Below are 19,934 nucleotides of genomic sequence, written 5' to 3' on the forward strand. Positions count from 1 at the left end.
TCTCCTACAGCCAGTCGTACGTGCAGACGCTGGTCATCCTGGGCATGCTGATCTCGCTCATCATGCTGGTCGTCGGCTCGAACATCGCCCGCGCCTTCGCCCTGGTCGGCGCCCTGTCGGTGGTGCGTTTCCGCAACGCCATCAAGGAGACCCGCGACGTCGGGTTCATCTTCCTGGTGATGGGCGTCGGCATGGCCGTCGGCACCCGCTTCTACCTGCTGGCCATCGTCGCCGCCGTGGCCATCTCGCTGATCATCATGGCCATGAGCCGGTTCAACTGGTTCGCGCTGAACGTTCAGCGCCAGGTGGTCAAGGTGCAGGTGCCGTCGGACGAGGACTTCACCGCCCAGATCCAGGACGTGCTGATCCGGCACACCGACGAGTTCGAGCTGGTCAGCATGGAGTCGATCCGGGCCGGCGCGCTCACGGAGCTGATGTACACGGTCAAGATCAAGAAGGGCAGCGAGCCCGGCGAACTGATCGCCGCGCTGCGCGAGCGCAACCACGGTCAGTCGGTCACCGTCCTGACCGGGTACGACCAGACCGACCTGTAGGCGGTCATGACGTCTCTCAAGCATCGCATCCCGGTCAAACTCCGGCACAACTGGAAGCTGGTCGCGCTGTGCGCGGCGTTCCTGGCGGTGTGCTGGGGGGTGTTCGGCAGCGGGACGATCCGCCCGTACGTCACCAGCGCCCAGGTCAACGAGGCCGAGGTCCCCATCACGAACCTGACAGGGACGAAGGACCTGTTCGACACCTCGGTGGCGCACGACGTGAAGATCACCTTCACCGACGCGGCGTACGAGGACATGCTGACGGAGTACTTCAAGGACGGCGAGAAGAACTACGTCGAAGCCGACCTGACCATCGACGGCACCCGTATCCCCAGCGTGGGCGTCCGGCTCAAGGGCAACTCGACGCTGGGGTCGCTGACCTGGAAGGGGAAGTCCAAGCAGCGCTCCATGCCCGGTGGCGGCCAGCGGCCCGAAGGGATGCCGGAGGGCTTCCAGCCCCCCGAAGGCTTCCAACCTCCCGGCAATGGGCAGGCTCAGAACGGGCAGGCTCAGAACGGGCAGGCTCAGAACGGGCAGCAGCAGGGGCAGGGAGGCCCGCCCGGCGGCGGCATGTTCGGTGCGGAGCTGAAGGCCGAAGAGCCGGAGAACCTGCCGTGGCTGATCAGCTTCGACGAGTTCGTGGAGGGACGCCGCTACCAGGGCCACAGCCAGGTGGCCGTGCGACCGGCCGCGATGGGCTCGACGACGATGCTGAACGAGGCGCTGGGCATCTCGCTGGTCGGCGCCGCCGACGAGCCGACCCAGAGCGCCGCCTACAGCTCCTTCACCGTCAACGGCCGTTCCTCGAAGCCGCGCCTGGTGGTGGAGTACCTGGACGAGGGGTACGCGGAAAGCCTCGGCGACGGCGTCCTGTACAAGTCGCTGGCCTCGGGCTCCTTCACCTACAAGGGCGAGGACCAGACCGAGTACACCACCGACCTCAAACAGATCAACAAGGTCGGCGGCAAGGACCTGCAACCGGTCATCGACCTGGTCAAATGGGTGAACGAGGCGTCCGACGCCGAGTTCGCGGAAGGCCTGGCCGACCGCCTGGACGTGGAGTCGTTCGCCCGCTACCTGGCCTTGCAGCACATCATGGTCAACTTCGACGACATGGCCGGGCCCGGTAAGAACTACTACCTCTGGTACGACCAGGACACCAAGAAGTTCAAGGTCATCACCTGGGACCTCAACCTCGCCTTCAGCGGCGACGCCACGAGCGGCGTCAACGACACGATCGGCATGGGCGGCATGGGCGGCTTCGGCGGCCGAGGGCGGGGCCAGCAGAACCAGCAGGGACAGACCCAGCAGACGCAGCCCCAGCAGCAGACGCAGCAGCCTCAGGGCGACACCCCGCCCGAGGCCGGTGACCGGGGAGGCCCAGGGGGTGGTGGCATGATGCGCATGAGCCACCCCTTGAAGGAGAAGTTCCTCAAGAACGCCACCTTCAAGAAGATGTACGAGGAGCAGTACCGCGCCCTGTACACCAAGCTCCTGGCCAACGGCACCGCCACCGGCCTGCTGGACGACCTCGTCGCCGCCTACAAGCTGAACGACAAGGCCGACACCGCCAAGGTCGAGGCCGAGGCGAAGACGCTCCGTACGTTCCTGCAGACCCGGACCAAGACGCTGGGCTCGGACAAGGCGATCAGCGGCGCCTGATGCTCACGCGGTGATGGGTTCCGCAGGGACCCATCACCGCTGGTGGAGAGAGACCATGGGACTACATCGCCTGACCGGCGTCACCATCGGCGTGCCGAACCTCGCGGCGACCGCCCGCTACTACACCGACTTCGGCCTGACTCCCCTCGCCGGCCTGCCCGGTGACCGCAGGACCTTCTCGACCGTGGACGGAGGAGAGCAGCTCACTCTGGTCACCACGTCCCGCCGCCGCCTGCTGGAGCTGGGCATCGGCGTGGACCACGAGAGCGACCTGGACCACATCGCGGCCTCCCTGACGCGACTGGACCTCGCGTTCCACCGTGAGGAGGCCGCGCTCACGGCGCTCGCGCCGGGCGTGGGCGTCGAGGTACGGCTGTCGATCGCGAAGCGATCGATACCGGACCCGGCCCCCGTTCCCGCCTACAACGCGCCCGGGGTGAACGCCCGTGCTGACGAGCGCGCACCGGCGCTTCTTCGCGAGTCCCCCGTACGCCCGCGCAAGCTCGGCAACGTGACCATCGGCTCCCCCGTCCACGAGGCCGGCGTGCGGTTCTTCGTCGAGGGGCTCGGCTTCAGGGTGAGCGACCGCGTCCCCGGCATGACGACCTTCCTGCGCTGTTCGGCCGATCACCACAACCTGACGATCCAGAAAACCCCCGTGGCCATGCTCCACCACACGTCCTGGCAGGTGGACGACGTGGACGAGATCGGCCGCGGCGCGACGGCGATGCTGGCCGGGGACCCGGCCAGGCACGTGTGGGGGCTCGGCCGCCATCACATCGGATCCAGCTTCTTCTGGTACCTGAAGGATCCGGCGGGCAATTTCACCGAGTACTACGCGGACATGGACCGCATCGCCGACGACCGACGCTGGACGCCGCGGGACTGGACCGGCGCCCGCGGGCTGTACAGCTGGGGGCCGCCGACACCTGCCTGCTTCCTCAGCCCGGACGACCTCGCCGAGCTGCTGAGCACGGCGGACGCCGTCAGTGGTTGAACCCGGCTCCTCTTCGTCGACGGCTCCGGCCGGCAGGGCGTCTACGACCGTCTGACGGCCGACGGCTACCGGGTGGCCGTCGTGCAGAACCCCACCCAGTCCCTGGCCGGCGACGTGGCCGCCCTGGCGTACATCGCGGCTTTCGCCCCCGACAAGAGAGAGTCGGTCAACACCCTCATCGCCGACCCGCCGCCCGGCGCGACGCTCTCGCCGGCGCACCGGACGCCGTAATCAGGCACGAGTCAGGGCCGGCGCACCCGGACCCCGGCCGGATCCCAGCGATGACGGCACCGACCACCCATGTCCAGACGCTTGCCGGCCTTGAGGGCGTTACTCCCATTTGCGCCAGTACGTCGTCTCCAGCACGCCGACGACCGAGCCACCCCGTGATAGCGGGTGCGGGCATCCCGATGTTCTCCGGGGAGTTCCGGCCGACAACGACCTCGCCATGCTCGTCGTGCGCGCCCCCGAAGAACACCCGCGGGTCAAGAGCGCCCCGCCGAGCCCGGCCGGCTCACGATGCGTACCGGACGATGACTCGTTCGGAACGGCCCTGGCCGGGTAGGGCTTGAATGATCGTGGCCATCGGGGGAGGTCACTGTGGAGGCTGTCGGCGCTTCGAGTGACAGCGGGCTGCCGTTCGAGATGCTGGATCCCGCGCCGGTAGGGGTGGCGGTGACGCGGGGCCCGGAGCACCGGCTGATCTACAGCAACGCCATGTACCGGTCGGTGGTCAGCGCTCCCCGGGGCGGGATGCCGGTGGAGGAGGCGTTCGCGTCCTTCGTGCTGCCGCACTACCGCGCGCGCTTCGACCGCGTGTACGCCACGGGCGAGCCGGTCATCAGCGCGGCCGAGCCGGCGGTGCCGATACCCCGGGTCCGAGCGCCGGGGGAGCAGTTCTTCACCTTCAGCCTGTCGCGGGTCACCTTCCCCCACGGCGAGCACGGCGTGCTGGTGATGCTGATGGACGTGAGCGAGCAGACCTGCGCCGCGCGCCAGCTGTCGGCCGTCGCCGAGGAGCGCCGCCGCTTCCTGCGGCGCTACGAGAGCCTGATGCGGCTCAGCGCCGACGTCTTCTGGGTGACCAGCAGGGACGGGTACGTCTCTGAGCCGAGTCCGAGCTGGGAGCGGGTGACCGGGCAGCCGTGGGAGGAGTACCGGGGGCAGGGCTGGCTGCGGATGGTTCACCCGGACGACCGCCGGGCCACGATCGAATCCTGGTCACGGGCCGTCGGCAGGGCCACGGAGCTGTGGGAGCACGTCTACCGGCTGTGCACCCGCGACGGCTACCGGCATTTCCAGCTCCGCGCGGTGCCGGTCTGCGAGCACGGGGAGGTGGTGGAGTGGGTGGGCAGCTGCACCGACGTCGAGCAGCAGTGGCGGGAGCAGCGCCGCCAGCGGCTGCTGGACCGGGCCGCCCACGCCACGGCGCAGCTGGGGAGCCTGGAGGTGATGCTGGGCGCGCTGGCGGACGTGATCGTGCCGGAGCTGGCCGACGGCTGCGGTGTCTATCTCGTCACCGACCTGACCGGCGAGCAGCACGGTGGCGCGCCGTTCGTCGTGGAGCGGGTGGCCACCGCCGCGCGTCCCGGCGTGCGGCGGCTGCCGCCCTACAGCGAGGAGCAGCTTCCCGCCGGCAACGCCTTCGTCACGGCCGCACGACGCCGGCGGCCCGTGCGGAAGACGTTCCCCGCCGGCTCTCCCCCGCCGCACGTCGCTCCCGCCGGCACGCTGCCCTGGCTGACGGCCAACGGCGCCAACGGCATGCTGATCCTGCCGGTGGTGGTGGACGGCGCGGTGCCGGCCGTGGTCAACGTGGTGACGTGCGGGGACCGTCCGCCGGTCAGCCAGGACGACATCTCCCTGCTGAGACGCATGTTCGAGCACGCCCACGACGCCCTGAGCAGGGCCATCCGCTTCCAGCGCGCGCAACAGATCGCGCTCGCCCTGCAGTACAGCCTGCTCGCCGAGCCGCCGCGGCTGCCCGGCCTGCGGATCGTCGCCCGCTACCGGGCCAGCCCTGCCGCGGCGGAGGTGGGCGGCGACTGGTACGACTCGTTCGTGCTGCCCGACGGCGTGCCCGCGCTGGTCATCGGGGACGTGTCCGGCCACGACCTGAACGCCGCCGTCGCGATGAGCCAGTTGCGCAACATGCTGCGCGCGCTGGCGATGGACCGCCGCGAACCGCCGGGCGACATCCTGGCCCGGTTGAACGTGGCGATGGGGTCGCTGTCGGGCGAGGTCACCGCCACCTGCGTGTACGCCCGCGTGGAGGGGTTCGACGGCGGCTATCGGCTGAACTACGCCACGGCCGGTCACCCGCCTGCGCTGCTGGTCACCCAGGATGGCCGGAGCCGCTTCCTGGAGGACGCCGTCAGCCCGCTGCTCGGTTTCCCGCATGAGGAGGCACGCCCGTCGAAGACGGAGCCGCTGCCGCCGGGCAGCACGGTCCTGCTGTACACCGACGGCCTCGTCGAGCGGCCGGGCGAGCACCTCGACCTCGGCTTGCAGCGGCTGCGCCGTCTGGCGGAGCAGCTCGCGGACGAGCCCGTGGACAAGTTCTGCGACCAACTGCTCAGTGCCATGCCCATCACCGGCTTGGACGACATCGCCGTCATGGCGCTGCGGCTGCCCGTTCAGGGTTGAGACCCGCACCAGACCTCATACGGATCCTGCGGGCCGATCGCACCGCTTCCGGCCCCGGGGGCCGGAGGCTCACGAAGGCGTCACGGAGATCCGCGGGGCGGGAGAAGGCGTGGAAGGCTGCGGCCGGGATTCGCTCAGCAGGAGGCCGGGGGCGACGATGATGAGCAGGTCGGCGGTGTGGCCGGGGGCGGCGGCGAAGGCGTGGGGCGTCATCGGGGGGCACCGCGCCTCCACGTCACCCGCCGCCAGCGTCGCGATCTCCGTCCCCCACAGGACGCGGGCCTTGCCCTCCAGCACGTAGAACAGCTCGGTCGAGGTGGCGTCGTGGTGCGGCACGGCGCCGTCCGCCCCCTCGGCGAGGGTCATCCTGATGGTGCTCAGCGCGCCGCCGGTGTCGCTGGAGTCGAGCAGCAGGCGGCCCGTGGCGGTGGGTGAGACGATGGTCTCGGCGCCGGCCTCGCGGACGACGGCCTTGTCTGCGATCAAGGACATGTCAGGCTCCCTTCGAGCGCGGACGACACCAGCCGCTCCGCGTAGGCGCGGCCGACCGGCGCGCCCGTGATCATCACTCGGTAGTAGAGGGCGCCGGCCACCTGGTCGAACAGCGCCTCGGCGTCCAGGTCGGCGCGCAGGCGCGCTCGTTCGATGAGGGCGAGCGCGAGGGCGTTGCGCTTGGCGTACTGCTCGCGGGTCAGCCGGCCGATGTCCTCGTGCCTGGCCGTGGCGGCCACCAGCTCGCCGGCCACTCCCGCCGACGGGCCCGCACGGCCGCCCGCCGCGCGCATGCGGTTGAGTGCGGCGGCGATCTTCTCCAGATAGTTGACGAGGTCGGCGCGGATGTCGCCGGTATCGGTGATCTCGTCGTCCTCCTGCAGCTCCGGGTGGCCGGCATGACCGGCCGAAAGTACTGGCGGGGACAGCGCTTTCGGTCGATGCCGCCGGCGGGCACGGCTCCGCAGACTTGGATCTCGTGTCAGAGAGAAGACAGCGCAGGCTGCCGGTGATCGGCCTGGCGCACCTGTTCCTGATCTGGCCGGGTGACGTGCTCGCCATCTACGCGGTCCGGGCTGGTGTCCCTGCTGCCGTCGCCCTGGCCGCCAAGGCGGGCGGTTGCCGGGATGCTGATCGGCGGGGTGTGCGTGCTGCTGCTCCTGCTCAGGACGCCGCCGGTCCGCTGGAGTGGCTGTGGCGCTGGGCCACATGGGGGGCGCCGCCCGGTCCTGCGGCACGCGGTGTACGCCGGTGACGGTTCGCGTTCGAAGCTTCGCGCTTAGAAAGGAAGAGATCTGATGACGCTCGGCCACCAGCCGACCGATGACCCACCCCGTACGAGCAGGCGCTCGCGAACGTTGACCGCGGTCGTGGCCGCGGGGATGCTCGCCCTCACCTGCGCCGCGCCGGTGCACGCCTCCAGCGCGCCTGCCGTCCCCGAACTGCGCTGGAGCCCGTGCCACGAGGGGTTCCAGTGTGCGACGGCAAAGCTGCCGCTGGACTACCGGCAGCCGGACGGCAAGAAGATCGATATCGCCGTCGTCCGGCGTCCGGCGACCGATCCCACCCACCGGATCGGCACCCTCTTCGTCAACGGCGGCGGCCCCTCCGCGCAGATCGACCCCACCGTCGCGCAGTACGCGACCCTTCCCGCCGATTGGCGGGCGAGATTCGACGTCGTCACCTTCGATCCGCGCGGGTTCGGTTACAGCACCCCGGTGCAGTGTTTTCCGGACACCGCCGCCGAGGACCGACTCCTGGCCGATCTGCCCGTCCCCTTCCCGGCCGGCGCGAAGGAGATCGCGGCGACGCGAGAGATCTGGGCCCGGTTCGACCGGGAATGCGTCCAGCACGCCGACCTTGACCTGCTCGCCCACAACAGCACCGCGAACGCGGCCCGCGACATGGACCTGCTGCGGCAGGCCACCGGTGATCGCGTGCTGAACTACCTGGGATTGTCGTACGGCACCGTGCTCGGCACGATCTACGCCAACCTCTTCCCCGGCAAGGTCGGGCGGATGATCCTGGACAGCACCATCGACCCGGTCCGGTACACGACCGCCCAGGACGATCTGCCGACGTACCTGCGGCTGGGGAGCGACCGAGCGTCCGCGTCGGCCCTCAATTCCTTCCTCGACCTGTGCGGGAAGGCGTCCACCGCCGCGTGCGCGTTCTCCGCGGGCACACCGGCCAGAACGAGAGCGAAGTTCGACACCTTGCTGGCGCGGTTGCGCCGGCAGGGGGTGACCGTCGAAGGCCCGCTGGGCACCTGCGGGTACGCGTGCGCGCTCGCCGCCGTGCCGCTCCGCCGGGTGGCCCAGTGGCCGGCCGGAGCGAGCCAGTTGCAGCAACTGTGGACGGCCACGGCCAAGGTGGGCGCCGCGACCGCCGGACCGGCCCCGAAGGCCGAGCCGGAGCCTGGTGCCGGGCCCAGCTACTACACGGGTCAGGAGCAGACTCTCGCCGTCCTCTGCTCCGACAGCCCGAACCCTCGTGACCCGCGGGCGTACGAGGCCGGGGCGCGACTGGCCCGAGCCCGGTCGGGCCCGATCGGGCTGACCTGGGCCTGGCCGACCGCGCCGTGCGCAGGATGGCCGCGGAGCCAGGACCGCTACGAGGGGCCGTGGAACGCCCGTACGGCCAATCCCATCATGCTCGTCGGCATCACCGGCGACCCCGCCACCCCGTACCAGAACTCGGTCGCGCTGTCGCACCGCCTGGCCGACGCCCGGCTGCTGACGGTCGACGGCTACGGGCACACCGCGCTCGCGAACCGGAGCGCGTGCGCTTCGGCGTACGAGACCGACTACCTGCTGACCGGCGCGCTGCCACCGGCGGGCACCGTCTGCAAGCAGGACGATGCGCCGTTCCCCGAACCTGCGGCGCGCTGACCCTGCCATGGCTTCAGCGGTGAGCTGGATGCTCTACGCGCCGCACCTGCGAGGGCAACAGCGGCTCGACCGCGTCGCGGGCGACGAGCCGCAGCTCTCCTGGACACGCTTCCGTCGTGCCAGAACAACCCACCTACGCTGATCTTTGTGAGGACGCGCCGAATGACGACATGGATTCGCATCATCTTAAGCCGCGGCAGCCGGACGGCCCCGGCCGCCATCTCGCTGCTCGCAGTGCTCGCGCTCGTACCGGCGTCCGCGAACGCCGCCACGAGTGGCGGGCAGAGCGCGGCCGATCCTGCGACCGCGACGTACAAGATCTGGCACTGGAACATGGCCGGGCATCATCAGCACCTGGGCTCGACGACGAACGGCATCATCCAGGCGATCGCCGGCTCGATCAGCTATCGCCAGCCGGACTTCGTATCGATCAACGAGATCTGCCGCAACCAGTACAGCGCCGTGATCGACGCCCTGCAGAACATGGGCTGGCCGCAGAGTCCCACGAACTTCGCCCGCTACGAGCCGATGACGGCGGCGGGCGATTCCGGCTACTGCGCCGGGCACGGGATCGGCATCGCGATCTTCAGCCGCTACGCGCTGGGCGACACGTTGCGGGAGACCCTGCCCTACGACGGGTCGGGCAAGCAGCGCAAACTCCTCTGCGCGCCCGTCGCGGCGCGCCCCTGGACCAGGTTCTGCACCACCCACCTGACGACCGTCGCCGCCAGCAGGTCCGGCCAGCTCGCCGCCGTACACGAAGTCCTGGAGTCCTACCGCTCCCGCGGGGACGTCCCGATCGTCGCGGGCGACTTCAACGTGCAGCCGCACTCGCCGCTGCTGAACATCTGGTACGACGCCTCGGTGGACACCGCCGCCAACCGCGGCAACGTCGGCCACTACCACGAGCTCGACGACGGCGAGACCGTGTGCCCAGGCTGGGGCGAGCAGACCACCGAGAGCAACCAGCTGGGCGCCTGCGGCCAGTCGGGGAAGGTCGACCTGATCTTCGCCCCCGCCGACCGGCTGGTCAGTTACCGAGCGGACGCCCACCCCATCGGGCACGTCTGCGGCGCCAACCGCGACAAACCCTGCTCCGACCACCGCATCGTCGACGCCACCGTCTCGGTCGTGGCCGGGCAGTGACGCCCGAGCCGGCTGAGCTTCCGAAGGCGATCGCGTGGCCACCCGGCCCGTCAGCTCGTGGGAACGCGCCGGCTCCTGGACCCCGGCTTCCAGTGTTCGCACCGGCGACCCCGAGACATGAAACCGACTCACCGATCAACGCATGTGCCGGACGGCTCGTGCTCAGGATGTGAAAAGTGTCAGTGCTCCCTCCCAACCGTCCCTCGCGGCCCCCTGTACCGGCCATCTGGTGGAAGATCTACCTGACGCTCGCGGCGGCCTCTCTCGTCGTGGCGATCTACGCGGCGATCGTGGAACAGCCGAAGGCCATGACGGCTCTGGCCACGGCCTCCGCCGGCTTCCTCGTCATGTTCATCCGGGCCTACGTCCGCCGGAGCCGCTGAGGCCGCTGCCAGGCATCAAAGGCACTGATCAAGCGGTGGCCGTCGTCGCGGTGCGCCGTCGTTTCCCAGCGGCATGTCGGTGGAAGCCCGGCACGGCCCATACGCCTACAGATATCGACCCATCGGCCAGTGCGTCTTGGACATATCACCCCTGGTCCTCCTAGCGTTCGTCGGGTGACGGAGCGACGCGCGATCGACGACTCAACCACGATCAGGGAACTCCATACGAACGAGGAGTTCCAGCAGGTCGACGAGTTGTTCGAGCGGATCTGGGAGTTCGAGCCGGACGGCCGGCCGCTCAGCCCCGGGCTGATGCGGGCGCTGACCCACGCGGGCAACTACGTCTCCGGCGCCTTCGACGGCGACCTGATGGTCGGGGCGTCGGTGGGCTTCTTCGGACGGGACTCGACCCTGCACTCGAACACCACGGGCGCGACGGCAGGACGGGGCATCGGCTTCGAGCTGAAGCTGCACCAGCGGCTGTGGGCGCTGGAGCGCGGAATCTCCCGGATCACCTGGACCTACGACCCGCTGGTCCGCCGCAACGCGCACTTCAACCTGGCCAAGCTGGGCGCGCGGCCGACGGAGTACCTGCCGGACTTCTACGGGGTGATGCCCGATGCCATCAACCAGGGTGACGAGTCCGATCGGGTCCTGGCCGTGTGGCCGCTGACCGATCCGCGGGTCGAGGCGGCGGTCCGGCGGGTGCCGTACCTGCCGGCGGTGCCGGAGGACGCCGTGGTCGGGCTGGGCGACGACGGCGAGCGCCCGGTCGAGGGCCGTACCGACGGACGGGTGGTGCTGGTCGCGGTCCCCGAGGACATCGAGCGGCTGCGCGGGGCGGACGCCGGCGCCGCCAAGGCGTGGCGGCACGCCGTGCGCGACGTGCTGGGCGGCCTCATGGCTGAGGGCGCCACGGTGACCGGCTTTCATCGCAGGACGTACTACGTGATGGAGCGGAACACATGAAGATCGGCTGCAGGACCGTACTCGATATCCTCGACGATCATGAATGAGGGCACCAGGGACGAGATCCGTTCCACTGTGGAGGCATTGCGCGGCGAGCGCTTCGACGGCAGGAGCGATGTTGAGCGGGAGCTCCTCGATCGGGGCGCGCCGATCGTCGCCGAACTCCTTGACCTCGCGGCGGACGAGGGCGCGCTTCCGGACATCTTCAAGGACTGGTTCAAGGAGATCGGCGGAGCGGCCGACGAGTTGCTGCGCGTCCGCCGCGACGGGCCGGGACGGCTGCGGCGGTACGCGCTGGAGGCTCTGGCGAGCCTCGGCGCCGCGCACCGCCTCGACCCCCGCGACCGCGCGGCCGTCGAGCGGCTGGTCCGGCTCCGGCTCAGCGACGCCGGCGATGGCGAGCCCCGCCGGCCGAGGTACTGGCCCGGCTTCTGGGTGACCGTACGCGGCGACGATCTCAAGGCGATCACAGCCGAACTGGGCCTGCACCACCTGACCCGCGCGACCGTCCCGATGGGCGTACACGCCGCCGTGATGGAGGAGCACTTCATCACCATGACCGATGCGGCGGGCAAGCCGCAGTACGCCACGCCTACTACAACGACGCGTACGACAGTGACGACGGCTTCTGGTACGTCGCCCGCGACGGCCGCCGCCACCGCGGGCCGTTCTCCTTCGAGGATGAGGAGGACGAGAAGGTGGACCCCGACACCGCCGCCGCGTACTTGAGCGTCACGCCCGACGCCTTGATGCTGGCCGACGACCTCTCGGACGGCTGGCTCGCCACCACTCACCCCGAGGTGACCCCCTGGCACTTCAGGGGCGCTCTGCCGATCTGACATCACCGTGGCGGCGGCCCACCCGGAGCGCCAGCCGACACGCGCTGCTACGAGTTCTTCCAGACGAGACTGATCGGGGCAGGCGCCGGCTGGAGACGGCTCCGCGGGCGGCCCTGTCGTCCTGCGTGCTTCCAGGCCAGGATGTTCCGGCTCTCCACCTCGGGTAGTACCAGGAGCTCTGCTTTCCCATCAGTGCGAGGAGCGGCATGCACCATCCGTGGACCTCTCTCACGCGGTCAGGGCTGGCCGCCGCCTTCGGCACCGCGGCACGCCTGCGCCGCGGGCGACCGCTCCACGCCTCCGGAATCGTTCTCGACGCGCACCTGCGCCTGCATGGGACGCCGCAACCGTGGGGGACACCGTTCCTCGATCAGCGGATGGACCTGCACGGCGTCGCCCGCCTGTCCCGATCCGTCGGCGTGCCGTGGCCGCTGCCGGACGTCCTCGGCATCGCGCTGCGCTGGCAACAGGACGCCACCACTGCCGAGCTACTGCTGGCCACGACGGGACACACCACGCTCGGCAGGCGTGTGCTGCGGCCCGCGACCCGGTGGACGGGCATGTACTCCAGTCTGTTCCCGTACCAGAGGGGCGAGCGGCGGCTGCTGCTGGGCGCGCTGCTGCACACGCCGGCGGCCCTGCCCGCCACCCTGGAGGCTCTCGCCGCGGCCGTCGAGGACGGCCCGCTCGTGCTCGAACTTCTCGCCGCCGCCCCGTCAGGGCCGTGGCAGTTGCTCGGCCAGGTCCACCTGACCGGCCCGGCGACGGCGGATGCGGACCATCCGACGAGGTTCGATCCTCTCCGGCGTCCCATACCAGGGCTGCGCCCGGCGAGCTGGCTGAACGAGGTCCGCGACGCGGCTTACGTGGCCGCACAACAGGTACCCGGCCAGCCGGAGAGAACGCATCGGCTCCTTGCACCGCGTGAGCCCGCGCTCCAGCGGTAGTCCGGTCGTGGCAGGTGGGCCTTCGTTGGCTTCTGGCTGCTCGCCGGTGGTGATCCACTCGGCCGGCAGCCGGGCGCGGCCCACCCAGGCGTCGGTCCGCTCGCCCCGCAACAGCGGATGGACGGAGGCGATGATGGCCTCCAGGCGGGCGGGCACCTCCGGCGCGTCCGCCGTTCCGTCTCACCTGCGAAGCGCACCGCACCCACTGACACGCGTCAGCCCTACCTGGGGCGCATTCCCTAGCATGCTGCCATGACGATCTCTGGACGCGCTCAGTACCGGACACGTGTCCTGCACGACGAGTCGCGCCGCGACCTCCGCGACCCGAGCCGCCCCCGCCCCATCCGCCTCTACCAGTGGGAACCGCAGCCACGACCGGCGACGCCCGCTCCACTGATCATCGTGTCGCACGGCACCGGAGGCTCAGGAAGCGCCATGGAGTGGCTGGTGGGCCCGCTGGTGACGGCGGGCTTTCGAGTCGTCGCTCTCGACCACCACGGCAACGACTTCATCGACGGCTATGAGCCCGAGGGCTTCCTCTTCGGCTGGGAGCGCCCCCGGGACATCTCGTTCACCCTGGACGCCCTAGCCAAGGAGGAGATGCTGGGTCCGGTGGGCGCCGCCGGCTTCTCCTTCGGCGGCTATGCCGTCGCCGCGCTGGCCGGCGCGCGGGTCGACTCGCAGAAGGTGGCCGCTGTCTTGGCCGAGACCATCCCGTTGCCGGAGATCCCGGAGTTCCCCGGAGTCCTCGCGGCGCTTCGGAAGAAGGTCGCGCAGGACGAGCTGCTGATCCATATAGACAGGTCAGGAGCCGACCTGACCGATGCCCGGATCCGCGCTGTCTTTCAGGTCGCACCCGGGTGGGGGCCTCTCGTGACGTCCAGCAGCTTGGCGTCCATCCAGATCCCTGTGGAGATCATCTGGGGCGGCGCCGACACGATCGCACCCTTCCACGAGATCAATTGCTACTTGGCGGGCATCCCCGCGGCGACGGGCCGTTCGGCCGGGCCTGAGGTCCGCCACGAGGACTTCTTCGACCCCGCAGCGACCAACACGAAAGCTCGCGACCATGTGGCTCGACAAGCAGCCACCTTCTTCACGCGGCATCTCGGCCACCCTTGCCAGGTCGACCGCCCACGGGGACACCAGTGACCGCTCACCTATGGACGAAATTCTCTCCGAGGCCGGCATCAAGACCATGATCACCGGCATCCGCATGCCGCACACTTCCACAACCCAGCACCGAGCCCTCGCCTCTACAGTGACTTGAGGACGCGGACGCGGTCGGCGGTGGCGCGTTGAGCGACGTCGGCCTTGAAGGCGATCGAATCGAACTCGTGCGGCGCTCCGGGATGCAGGTGAAACTCGACCGGGACGCCCGCGCGGCTGAGTTCGGCCGCGTACGCGAGGTCCTCATCGCGGAAGACGTCGAGCTGACCCACCTCGATGTAGGCAGGCGGAAGGCCGGTGGCGTCCTCGAGCCGGGCCGGAGCGGCGGTGGGCGGGACACCGGGTCCGCCGGCAGCCGCGCCGAGCAGCGCCGGCCACGCGGTGCGGCTGTCGTCGTAGGACCACAACGCGTACGGCTCGATGTAGGGGTCAGGGGTGGGGGGACGGTCGTCGAGCATCGGCATGATCAAAATCTGGTGGGCGATCTTGGGGCCGCCGCGCTCGCGGGTCAGGATCGCCAGCGCCGCCGCCAGGCCGCCGCCGGCGCTGTCGCCCATCACCGCGATCCGGTCGCGGTCGACGCCCAGTTCGGGAGCGCGGTCGTGCAGCCAGCGCAGCGCGGCGTAGGCGTCCTCCAGTGGCGTCGGGAACGGGAACTCGGGCGCGCGGCGGTACTCCACCGACAACATCGGCACGCCTGAGGCCGCCACGTACCGGGCGACCGGGCCGTCGAACAGGTCGATGTGGCCGAAGATGTATCCGCCGCCGTGGAAGAAGAGCACGGCCGAGCCCGGCTTCGCGCCGTCCTTGGCGTACCAGCGCACTGTGATCCGCGCGCCATCGGCGGCGGTCACGGTGTGGTCGGTCATCGTGACATCGGACGGCATGGGCTGGCCGTTGCTCGCGGCACCGATGATCGGTTCCCAGAAGGCGCGGCGCCCCTCGACATCGCCCAATTCCGGTCGTACGGCATCGGCCATGGGGGCCAGCGCTTCGGCGATCTCGGGGTCCAAAGACAAAGACATGATTGCTTCTCCTGTGAGCGGGTCAGGCGGTGGGCGCGAGGACGACGGTCTTGCCCGGCAGCTCGCCCGCGCCTGCCTGGGCGTGGAGTGCGGGCAGGTCGGCCAGCGCCACCCGCTGGGCGACCTCGACGCGCAACTCGCCGGTGCTGACACGAGCGACCAGGTCGGCGAGCTGGTCGGCGTCGCTGCGGACGAACAGGTCGATGCCACGCACACCGCGCTCCTCGTCGGACGGGGCGGGCATCCAGACCGTGGTGTTGACCAGGGTGCCGCCGTCACGGACCAGCGTGACCAGCGCGGCCAGCCGTTCCGGGGCGACCGGCGCGAGGTTGAGCACGAGATCGACCGGCTCGGTCACCGCGTCCGTCACGTCGGTGGTGGTGTGGTCGATCACCTCGTCGGCGCCGACGGCCTTGACCCGCTCGGCGCTGCGCGGGCTCGCCGTGGCGATCACGTGGGCACGGACCTCCTTGGCCAGCTGCACCGCGTATCCGCCGACCGCTCCCCCGGCGCCGTTGATCAGCACCCGCTGACCGGCGGTCAGCTTGCCGTGGTCGAACAGCGCCTGCCACGCGGTCAGGCCCACCAGCGGCAACGCCGCCGCGTCGGCCAGCGGGATGTTCTTGGGCGCGCCCGTCAAGATCTCCACCGGCGCGATCACATACTCCGCCGCCGCGCCGGGTTCCGTCATCGGCAGGAAGCCGACGACCTGGTCGCCGACCGCGACGTCGTCCACGCCGTCACCGAGCGCCTCGACCGTGCCGGCGACGTCGATACCCGGGGTGTGGGGAAGCTCGACCGGGATCGGGCCCTGCATGTAGCCCGCGCGGATGTTGCCGTCGACGCCGTTGAACGACGTCGCGGCGACGCGAATCCGGACCTGACCGGCTCCGGGGGCGGGCTGGGCCACGTCCTCGTACCGCAGGACCTCAGGACCGCCGAACTCGTGAAAACGTACTGCCTTCATTGCCGAACCTGCCTCTGTGAGTGCCGTCAAGTGCTTCGAACTTGAAGCGATTCCGGCCGCAGAGGTAACCCTGCGGCCCGCTTCGAGTTGCGAAGACCTCCAGTTCCGCGTCACCAGAGCCGCCCGGAGGCAGCCACTGGATCCACGGTCGCTGGAGACGTCACTTAATCTCGCAGGATCCCGCGCGGTTAGCCTGGGCCAGGCTGGCCCACCTTGATGATGGACGGTTCCCCGCCGTCGGAGACGATCTCAGCCAGGCGCGCCGCATCGGCCGAGCCCGGCGCCGCGGTGAGCATCAGAGCCGCCAGATCGTCGCCCGGAATGGCGAGCAGGCTGCCGACGAGCGTGACGGAGCCGCCGTCCGGATGAACGAACGCGGCACTGCTCTCATAAGCCGCCACCGGTCGCGGCGCCCGCCACAACGTGTCGAACAGGCGGCTCCGGCTCCGCATCTCGTCCACCAGCGCGGCCAGCGACGCGTCGGCAGGGTAGCGCAACAACGCGCTCGTCAGGCGGGCGACCAGGACCGCCTGATGGTCGGTCGCGTCATCCGCAGACTGCTTGAAACCACTGAACGGGTCGCAGAACGTACGCCAGGCGATGTTCCACTCCCACGGGTCCCCGGTGAGCTCCCAATGCCCCAGAGCCATGAACGCGCTGTTCACGGCGACGAGATTCATCGCCGCGTCGGAGACGAACATCGGAGTGTCGGTGAACCGCTCCAGCAGCCGCATCGCACCCGGACCGACCTCGTTCGGCACCTGCCCGTCCGCGGCGGCGTACCCGGCCAGCGCGCAGAGGCGCTCGTAGTCCGCCCGTCCGATCCGCAACGCCCGGGCGATGGCGTTCACCACCCCGGCCGACGGATGGCTGCGCCCCTGCTCCAACCGGCGTACGTAGTCCGCGGACATCCCCGCGAGCTCCCCGAGTTCCTCCCGCCGCAACCCTCGCACCCGCCGACGACCGACCGGCAACCCGACAGCCGCAGGCGCCGTACTCTCCCGCAACTGGCGCACCGCGGCACCAAACTCGTGACGTTCCACCGCCCCATTGTGCCCCCGGCTCTCCAACTCCAGCCGCGCGATCTCGCCGACCGCAACAGGCGACGTCCGCACTGAGCCCTGAACCGGGCCAGCCCGCTACGGGCGCTACCCGATCCAGTCGACGCCGGCATCGACGTCTCCCGACTCGGCGGTTTCGTGCATGAGTACCCCAGGTCGCAAGATAATCGACAAACACCTGGGGCGGCCCGCCAGCCGGATTCTGCACGCCACCCATCGTCACCGACGTCCCAAGCCCCGGCGATCCAAAAGCAAAACAATTACGCTCAGCGTCAGCTCCCCTGCATCCAGGCGGCGGCGTACCAGCATTCGAGGGACCATCGGAGCATCTCACTTCCCATCTGGCGCAAGGGAGTTCTGCATGCTGTCGGAGGCAGCCACCGGGATCGCTGACGCGATCACGTCCTTCATCTCACTCCTGCAGGCAGTCGGCGACGAACGAGCCCTGCGGCAAACACCTGAATCGGCGACCCCTTGAGTACCCCACTCCATGGTCACGGGCGGCGGATGCTGCTGACAGGAGCCGCGTCCCTGGCAGCGTTCTGTCTCACCGGTCGCTCACTGGCCGAAGCGATCACCTACACGCGCCGGACGTCCCCCGCGCCTCCCGCAACGTCGAAGGGCGCCTACGAACGGCTGATGGAGGGAAACAAACGCTGGGTTACCAACACCCTCCAGCATCCAGATCGCGACCCCACCCGCCGGGAACTGCTGGCCACCAGCCAACGGCCCTATGGAGCGGTGCTGTCCTGCATCGATTCCCGGGTACCGCCCGAGCTGGTCTTCGACACCGGGCTGGGTGATCTGTTCGTCATGCGCAGCGGCGGGGTGACCGTGGCACCCGTCATCACCGCCTCCGTCGCGTACGGACCGATGATCAGCGGAACTCCGCTGATCATCGTGCTCGGTCACCAGCGGTGCGGCGCCATCTCCGCCGCCTACAACGCCTGCGTGATGACAAGCCGCTGCCGGGCTGTCTGCACGCGATCGCGGAGGCCCTGCGCCCGGCTTACGAACTGAGCACACGGCGCGACAGCACCGACCCGACCGAGGCGATGGCGAAAACCCAGGTGGAACTTATCGCGGACGACCTGCGTACCAATCAGGACCTGGCACCGCTGGCCAGCCAGGGCAACCTGGCCGTGGTCAGCGCCTATTACCATCTCCATACAGGCCAGGTCGAGATTCTGAACGGCGCACCCGCCTGAGTGAGATCCCCGCCTAGGCCGGCGGTCCCCTCGGCGAGACGGTCCCGGGGCGAGGCGGTAGCCGTCGTCCGGTGATGGTCAGCAGCATGTCCTTGACCGGCGTGTCGGTGGGTTCACCCTCGCCAGGCGGCCAGGGAGACGACCGGGTGGAAGTGCGTGCCGGGCACTGGAGCGAGCACCGTGATGAGTACCGCCAGGCCCGCCGCGGTGGCCAGGCTGTTGGCCGGCAGTTGCACGCCGACGTCGCGCGACAGGCCGGCCGCCATGACGCCGGAGCCGACCACCATCGTCACGAGGGCGGCGGTGCCGGTGAACTCGGCCAGCGCCCGCCGCGCCAGGCTCACCTCAGCCGGGCGCACCTCAGCCGGGCTCACCTCAGCCGAACTCTCCGCGGCCGGGCTCACCTCAGCCCGGGTCACCGCGGCCGAACTCACCGCGGCCGAACTCACCGCGGCCCGGTTCACCGCGGCCCGACTCACCCCAGCCGGGGCTCATCGAAGGTCCGCAGTCAGCGTTTCGGGCAGGGCGAGCACCCCCGTCAGGCGCTTGAGCGTGGCCGGGACGATCCAGTAGTAGACCCAGGTGCCACGCCGCTGACTGTCGATCAGAGCGGCCTCGCGCAGCACCTTCAGGTGATGGGAGATGGTCGGCGCGGTGACCGCGAACGCGCCGGTCAGCTCACACACGCACACCCCCTCACCGGCCACCCTGCCGCCGTCGTGCGCGCCGATCAGCGACAGCAGCCGCACCCGGATCGGATCACCGAGGGCCTTGAACACCCGCGCCAGCTCGGCCGCCTCCGCCTCGCCGACCGGCTCGGCGACCAACGGCGCGCAGCATCCGGAGGTGAGCACCGGCAATTCCTGCTTCGACATACCTCTAATTTGACAGATTCCTAAGCAGAGGCGCAAACTCAGGATTGCTTAGACATCCATCGAAACAACGATCGGAGATCGTCATGTCCCGCGTCCAGCTCGCCCTCCGTGTCGCCGACCTGGAGGGCTCGATCGCCTTCTACTCCAAGCTGTTCGGCGCCGAGCCGGCCAAGCTGCGCCCCGGCTACGCCAACTTCGCCATCACCGAGCCGCCGCTCAAGCTGGTGCTCATCGAGGGCGAGGAGGGCGAGCCCACCCGCATGGACCACCTCGGCGTCGAGGTCGAAGACACCGCCCAGGTCACCGCCGCCGCCCAGCGACTCACCGAAGCCGGGCTGGCCACCTTCGAGGAGAACGACACCACCTGCTGCTATGCCCTGCAGGACAAGGTGTGGGTGCACGGCCCCGGCAACGAGCCCTGGGAGGTGTACGTGGTCAAGGCCGACGCCGGCACCCTGGCCAAGCAGACCGGCTCCACCTGTTGCGCCACACCCGAAACGACCAACGACACCACGGCCGCGGCCGGCCAGGACGAGCAGGCCCAGAAGTCGGCCTGCTGCTGACAGGCCTTTGCCCGGCATGGGCGGGGGCGCGCCCGCGCCC

The 19,934-nt window shown here is 69.9% G+C and carries 24 protein-coding genes; 17 read left to right on the forward strand and 7 right to left on the reverse strand.

Annotated elements, in window-relative coordinates; genetic code table 11:
* The 5 genes from ABD331_RS36930 to ABD331_RS36950 form a co-directional block, all read left to right on the forward strand.
* Window positions 1-554 (forward strand): DUF4956 domain-containing protein (locus ABD331_RS36930; protein WP_344485653.1); only part of this gene is annotated, 554 nt, incomplete at its 5' end.
* Between the two features lie 6 nt (window positions 555-560).
* Window positions 561-2,216, forward strand: a complete 1,656-nt coding sequence (locus ABD331_RS36935) for a CotH kinase family protein (RefSeq protein WP_344485657.1) — start codon at window positions 561-563, stop codon at window positions 2,214-2,216.
* A gap of 55 nt (window positions 2,217-2,271) precedes the next feature.
* Entirely contained in the window at window positions 2,272-3,213 is a 942-nt protein-coding gene (locus tag ABD331_RS36940) for a VOC family protein (protein WP_344485660.1), read from the forward strand.
* A gap of 81 nt (window positions 3,214-3,294) precedes the next feature.
* Window positions 3,295-3,444: a hypothetical protein gene (locus ABD331_RS36945; protein WP_344485663.1), complete on the forward strand. Its 150-nt coding sequence runs from the start codon at window positions 3,295-3,297 to the stop codon at window positions 3,442-3,444.
* Window positions 3,445-3,813: 369 nt separating this feature from the next.
* Complete coding sequence (locus ABD331_RS36950; protein WP_344485666.1) at window positions 3,814-5,859, forward strand: SpoIIE family protein phosphatase; 2,046 nt, start codon at window positions 3,814-3,816, stop codon at window positions 5,857-5,859.
* 69 nt (window positions 5,860-5,928) lie between these two features.
* Here the strand turns inward: ABD331_RS36950 and ABD331_RS36955 are convergent, their stop codons facing one another.
* The gene (locus ABD331_RS36955; RefSeq protein WP_344485669.1) at window positions 5,929-6,351 is read right to left on the reverse strand and encodes a cupin domain-containing protein; all 423 of its coding nucleotides are present in this window, start codon (window positions 6,349-6,351) and stop codon (window positions 5,929-5,931) included.
* Window positions 6,342-6,836: a TetR-like C-terminal domain-containing protein gene (locus ABD331_RS36960; RefSeq protein ID WP_344486130.1), complete on the reverse strand. Its 495-nt coding sequence runs from the start codon at window positions 6,834-6,836 to the stop codon at window positions 6,342-6,344. Before ABD331_RS36960 ends, ABD331_RS36955 begins: the two co-directional genes overlap by 10 nt.
* Here ABD331_RS36960 and ABD331_RS36965 point away from each other — a divergent pair.
* The 9 genes from ABD331_RS36965 (at window position 6,830) to ABD331_RS37005 (ending at window position 14,177) form a co-directional block, all read left to right on the forward strand.
* Complete coding sequence (locus ABD331_RS36965) at window positions 6,830-7,105, forward strand: hypothetical protein (RefSeq protein WP_344486138.1); 276 nt, start codon at window positions 6,830-6,832, stop codon at window positions 7,103-7,105. The genes ABD331_RS36960 and ABD331_RS36965 overlap by 7 nt on opposite strands.
* Window positions 7,106-7,148: 43 nt before the next feature.
* Window positions 7,149-8,741 carry an alpha/beta hydrolase gene (locus ABD331_RS36970; RefSeq protein WP_344485672.1) on the forward strand — a complete coding sequence of 531 codons (1,593 nt, stop codon included), beginning with the start codon at window positions 7,149-7,151 and terminating at the stop codon, window positions 8,739-8,741.
* Between the two features lie 162 nt (window positions 8,742-8,903).
* A complete protein-coding gene (locus ABD331_RS36975; RefSeq protein WP_344485674.1) occupies window positions 8,904-9,887 on the forward strand; it encodes an endonuclease/exonuclease/phosphatase family protein in 984 nt (327 codons plus the stop codon).
* Window positions 9,888-10,063: 176 nt separating this feature from the next.
* Complete coding sequence (locus ABD331_RS36980; protein ID WP_344485676.1) at window positions 10,064-10,270, forward strand: hypothetical protein; 207 nt, start codon at window positions 10,064-10,066, stop codon at window positions 10,268-10,270.
* A 174-nt stretch (window positions 10,271-10,444) separates the two neighbouring features.
* The gene (locus ABD331_RS36985; RefSeq protein ID WP_344485678.1) at window positions 10,445-11,239 is read left to right on the forward strand and encodes a GNAT family N-acetyltransferase; all 795 of its coding nucleotides are present in this window, start codon (window positions 10,445-10,447) and stop codon (window positions 11,237-11,239) included.
* 39 nt (window positions 11,240-11,278) lie between these two features.
* On the forward strand, window positions 11,279-11,968 hold the full coding sequence (locus ABD331_RS36990; RefSeq protein WP_344485680.1) for a hypothetical protein: 690 nt from the start codon (window positions 11,279-11,281) through the stop codon (window positions 11,966-11,968).
* Window positions 11,938-12,078, forward strand: coding sequence for a hypothetical protein (locus ABD331_RS36995; RefSeq protein WP_344485683.1), 141 nt, complete (start codon window positions 11,938-11,940; stop codon window positions 12,076-12,078). The genes ABD331_RS36990 and ABD331_RS36995 overlap by 31 nt, the downstream gene beginning before the upstream one ends.
* Window positions 12,079-12,284: 206 nt before the next feature.
* Window positions 12,285-13,025, forward strand: a complete 741-nt coding sequence (locus ABD331_RS37000) for a hypothetical protein (RefSeq protein WP_344485686.1) — start codon at window positions 12,285-12,287, stop codon at window positions 13,023-13,025.
* A 252-nt stretch (window positions 13,026-13,277) separates the two neighbouring features.
* Window positions 13,278-14,177 (forward strand): alpha/beta hydrolase family protein, encoded by a 900-nt coding sequence (locus ABD331_RS37005; protein WP_344485689.1) that lies wholly within the window; start codon window positions 13,278-13,280, stop codon window positions 14,175-14,177.
* Between the two features lie 104 nt (window positions 14,178-14,281).
* Here the strand turns inward: ABD331_RS37005 and ABD331_RS37010 are convergent, their stop codons facing one another.
* The 3 genes from ABD331_RS37010 to ABD331_RS37020 form a co-directional block, all read right to left on the reverse strand.
* On the reverse strand, window positions 14,282-15,208 hold the full coding sequence (locus ABD331_RS37010) for an alpha/beta hydrolase (RefSeq protein WP_344485692.1): 927 nt from the start codon (window positions 15,206-15,208) through the stop codon (window positions 14,282-14,284).
* 34 nt (window positions 15,209-15,242) lie between these two features.
* Window positions 15,243-16,187 carry an NADP-dependent oxidoreductase gene (locus ABD331_RS37015; protein ID WP_344485694.1) on the reverse strand — a complete coding sequence of 315 codons (945 nt, stop codon included), beginning with the start codon at window positions 16,185-16,187 and terminating at the stop codon, window positions 15,243-15,245.
* A gap of 188 nt (window positions 16,188-16,375) precedes the next feature.
* The gene (locus ABD331_RS37020) at window positions 16,376-17,230 is read right to left on the reverse strand and encodes a helix-turn-helix domain-containing protein (protein WP_344485697.1); all 855 of its coding nucleotides are present in this window, start codon (window positions 17,228-17,230) and stop codon (window positions 16,376-16,378) included.
* Window positions 17,231-17,755: 525 nt separating this feature from the next.
* Here ABD331_RS37020 and ABD331_RS37025 point away from each other — a divergent pair.
* Together ABD331_RS37025 and ABD331_RS37030 are read left to right on the forward strand one after the other, a co-directional pair.
* A complete protein-coding gene (locus ABD331_RS37025) occupies window positions 17,756-18,268 on the forward strand; it encodes a carbonic anhydrase (RefSeq protein WP_344485700.1) in 513 nt (170 codons plus the stop codon).
* Between the two features lie 35 nt (window positions 18,269-18,303).
* The gene (locus ABD331_RS37030) at window positions 18,304-18,456 is read left to right on the forward strand and encodes a hypothetical protein (protein ID WP_344485703.1); all 153 of its coding nucleotides are present in this window, start codon (window positions 18,304-18,306) and stop codon (window positions 18,454-18,456) included.
* 113 nt (window positions 18,457-18,569) lie between these two features.
* On the opposite strand, the gene ABD331_RS37035 is transcribed toward ABD331_RS37030, so the two are convergent.
* Window positions 18,570-18,830: an aquaporin gene (locus ABD331_RS37035; RefSeq protein WP_344485706.1), complete on the reverse strand. Its 261-nt coding sequence runs from the start codon at window positions 18,828-18,830 to the stop codon at window positions 18,570-18,572.
* 117 nt (window positions 18,831-18,947) lie between these two features.
* Window positions 18,948-19,331: an ArsR/SmtB family transcription factor gene (locus ABD331_RS37040; RefSeq protein WP_344485709.1), complete on the reverse strand. Its 384-nt coding sequence runs from the start codon at window positions 19,329-19,331 to the stop codon at window positions 18,948-18,950.
* An 83-nt stretch (window positions 19,332-19,414) separates the two neighbouring features.
* On the opposite strand from ABD331_RS37040, the gene ABD331_RS37045 reads away from it, so the two are divergent.
* Window positions 19,415-19,894, forward strand: a complete 480-nt coding sequence (locus ABD331_RS37045; protein WP_344485711.1) for an ArsI/CadI family heavy metal resistance metalloenzyme — start codon at window positions 19,415-19,417, stop codon at window positions 19,892-19,894.
* The last annotated feature ends 40 nt before the right edge of the window (window positions 19,895-19,934 follow it).

The sequence above is a fragment of the Nonomuraea monospora genome (genome assembly GCF_039531895.1).
Taxonomy (GTDB): Bacteria; Actinomycetota; Actinomycetes; order Streptosporangiales; family Streptosporangiaceae; genus Nonomuraea; species Nonomuraea monospora.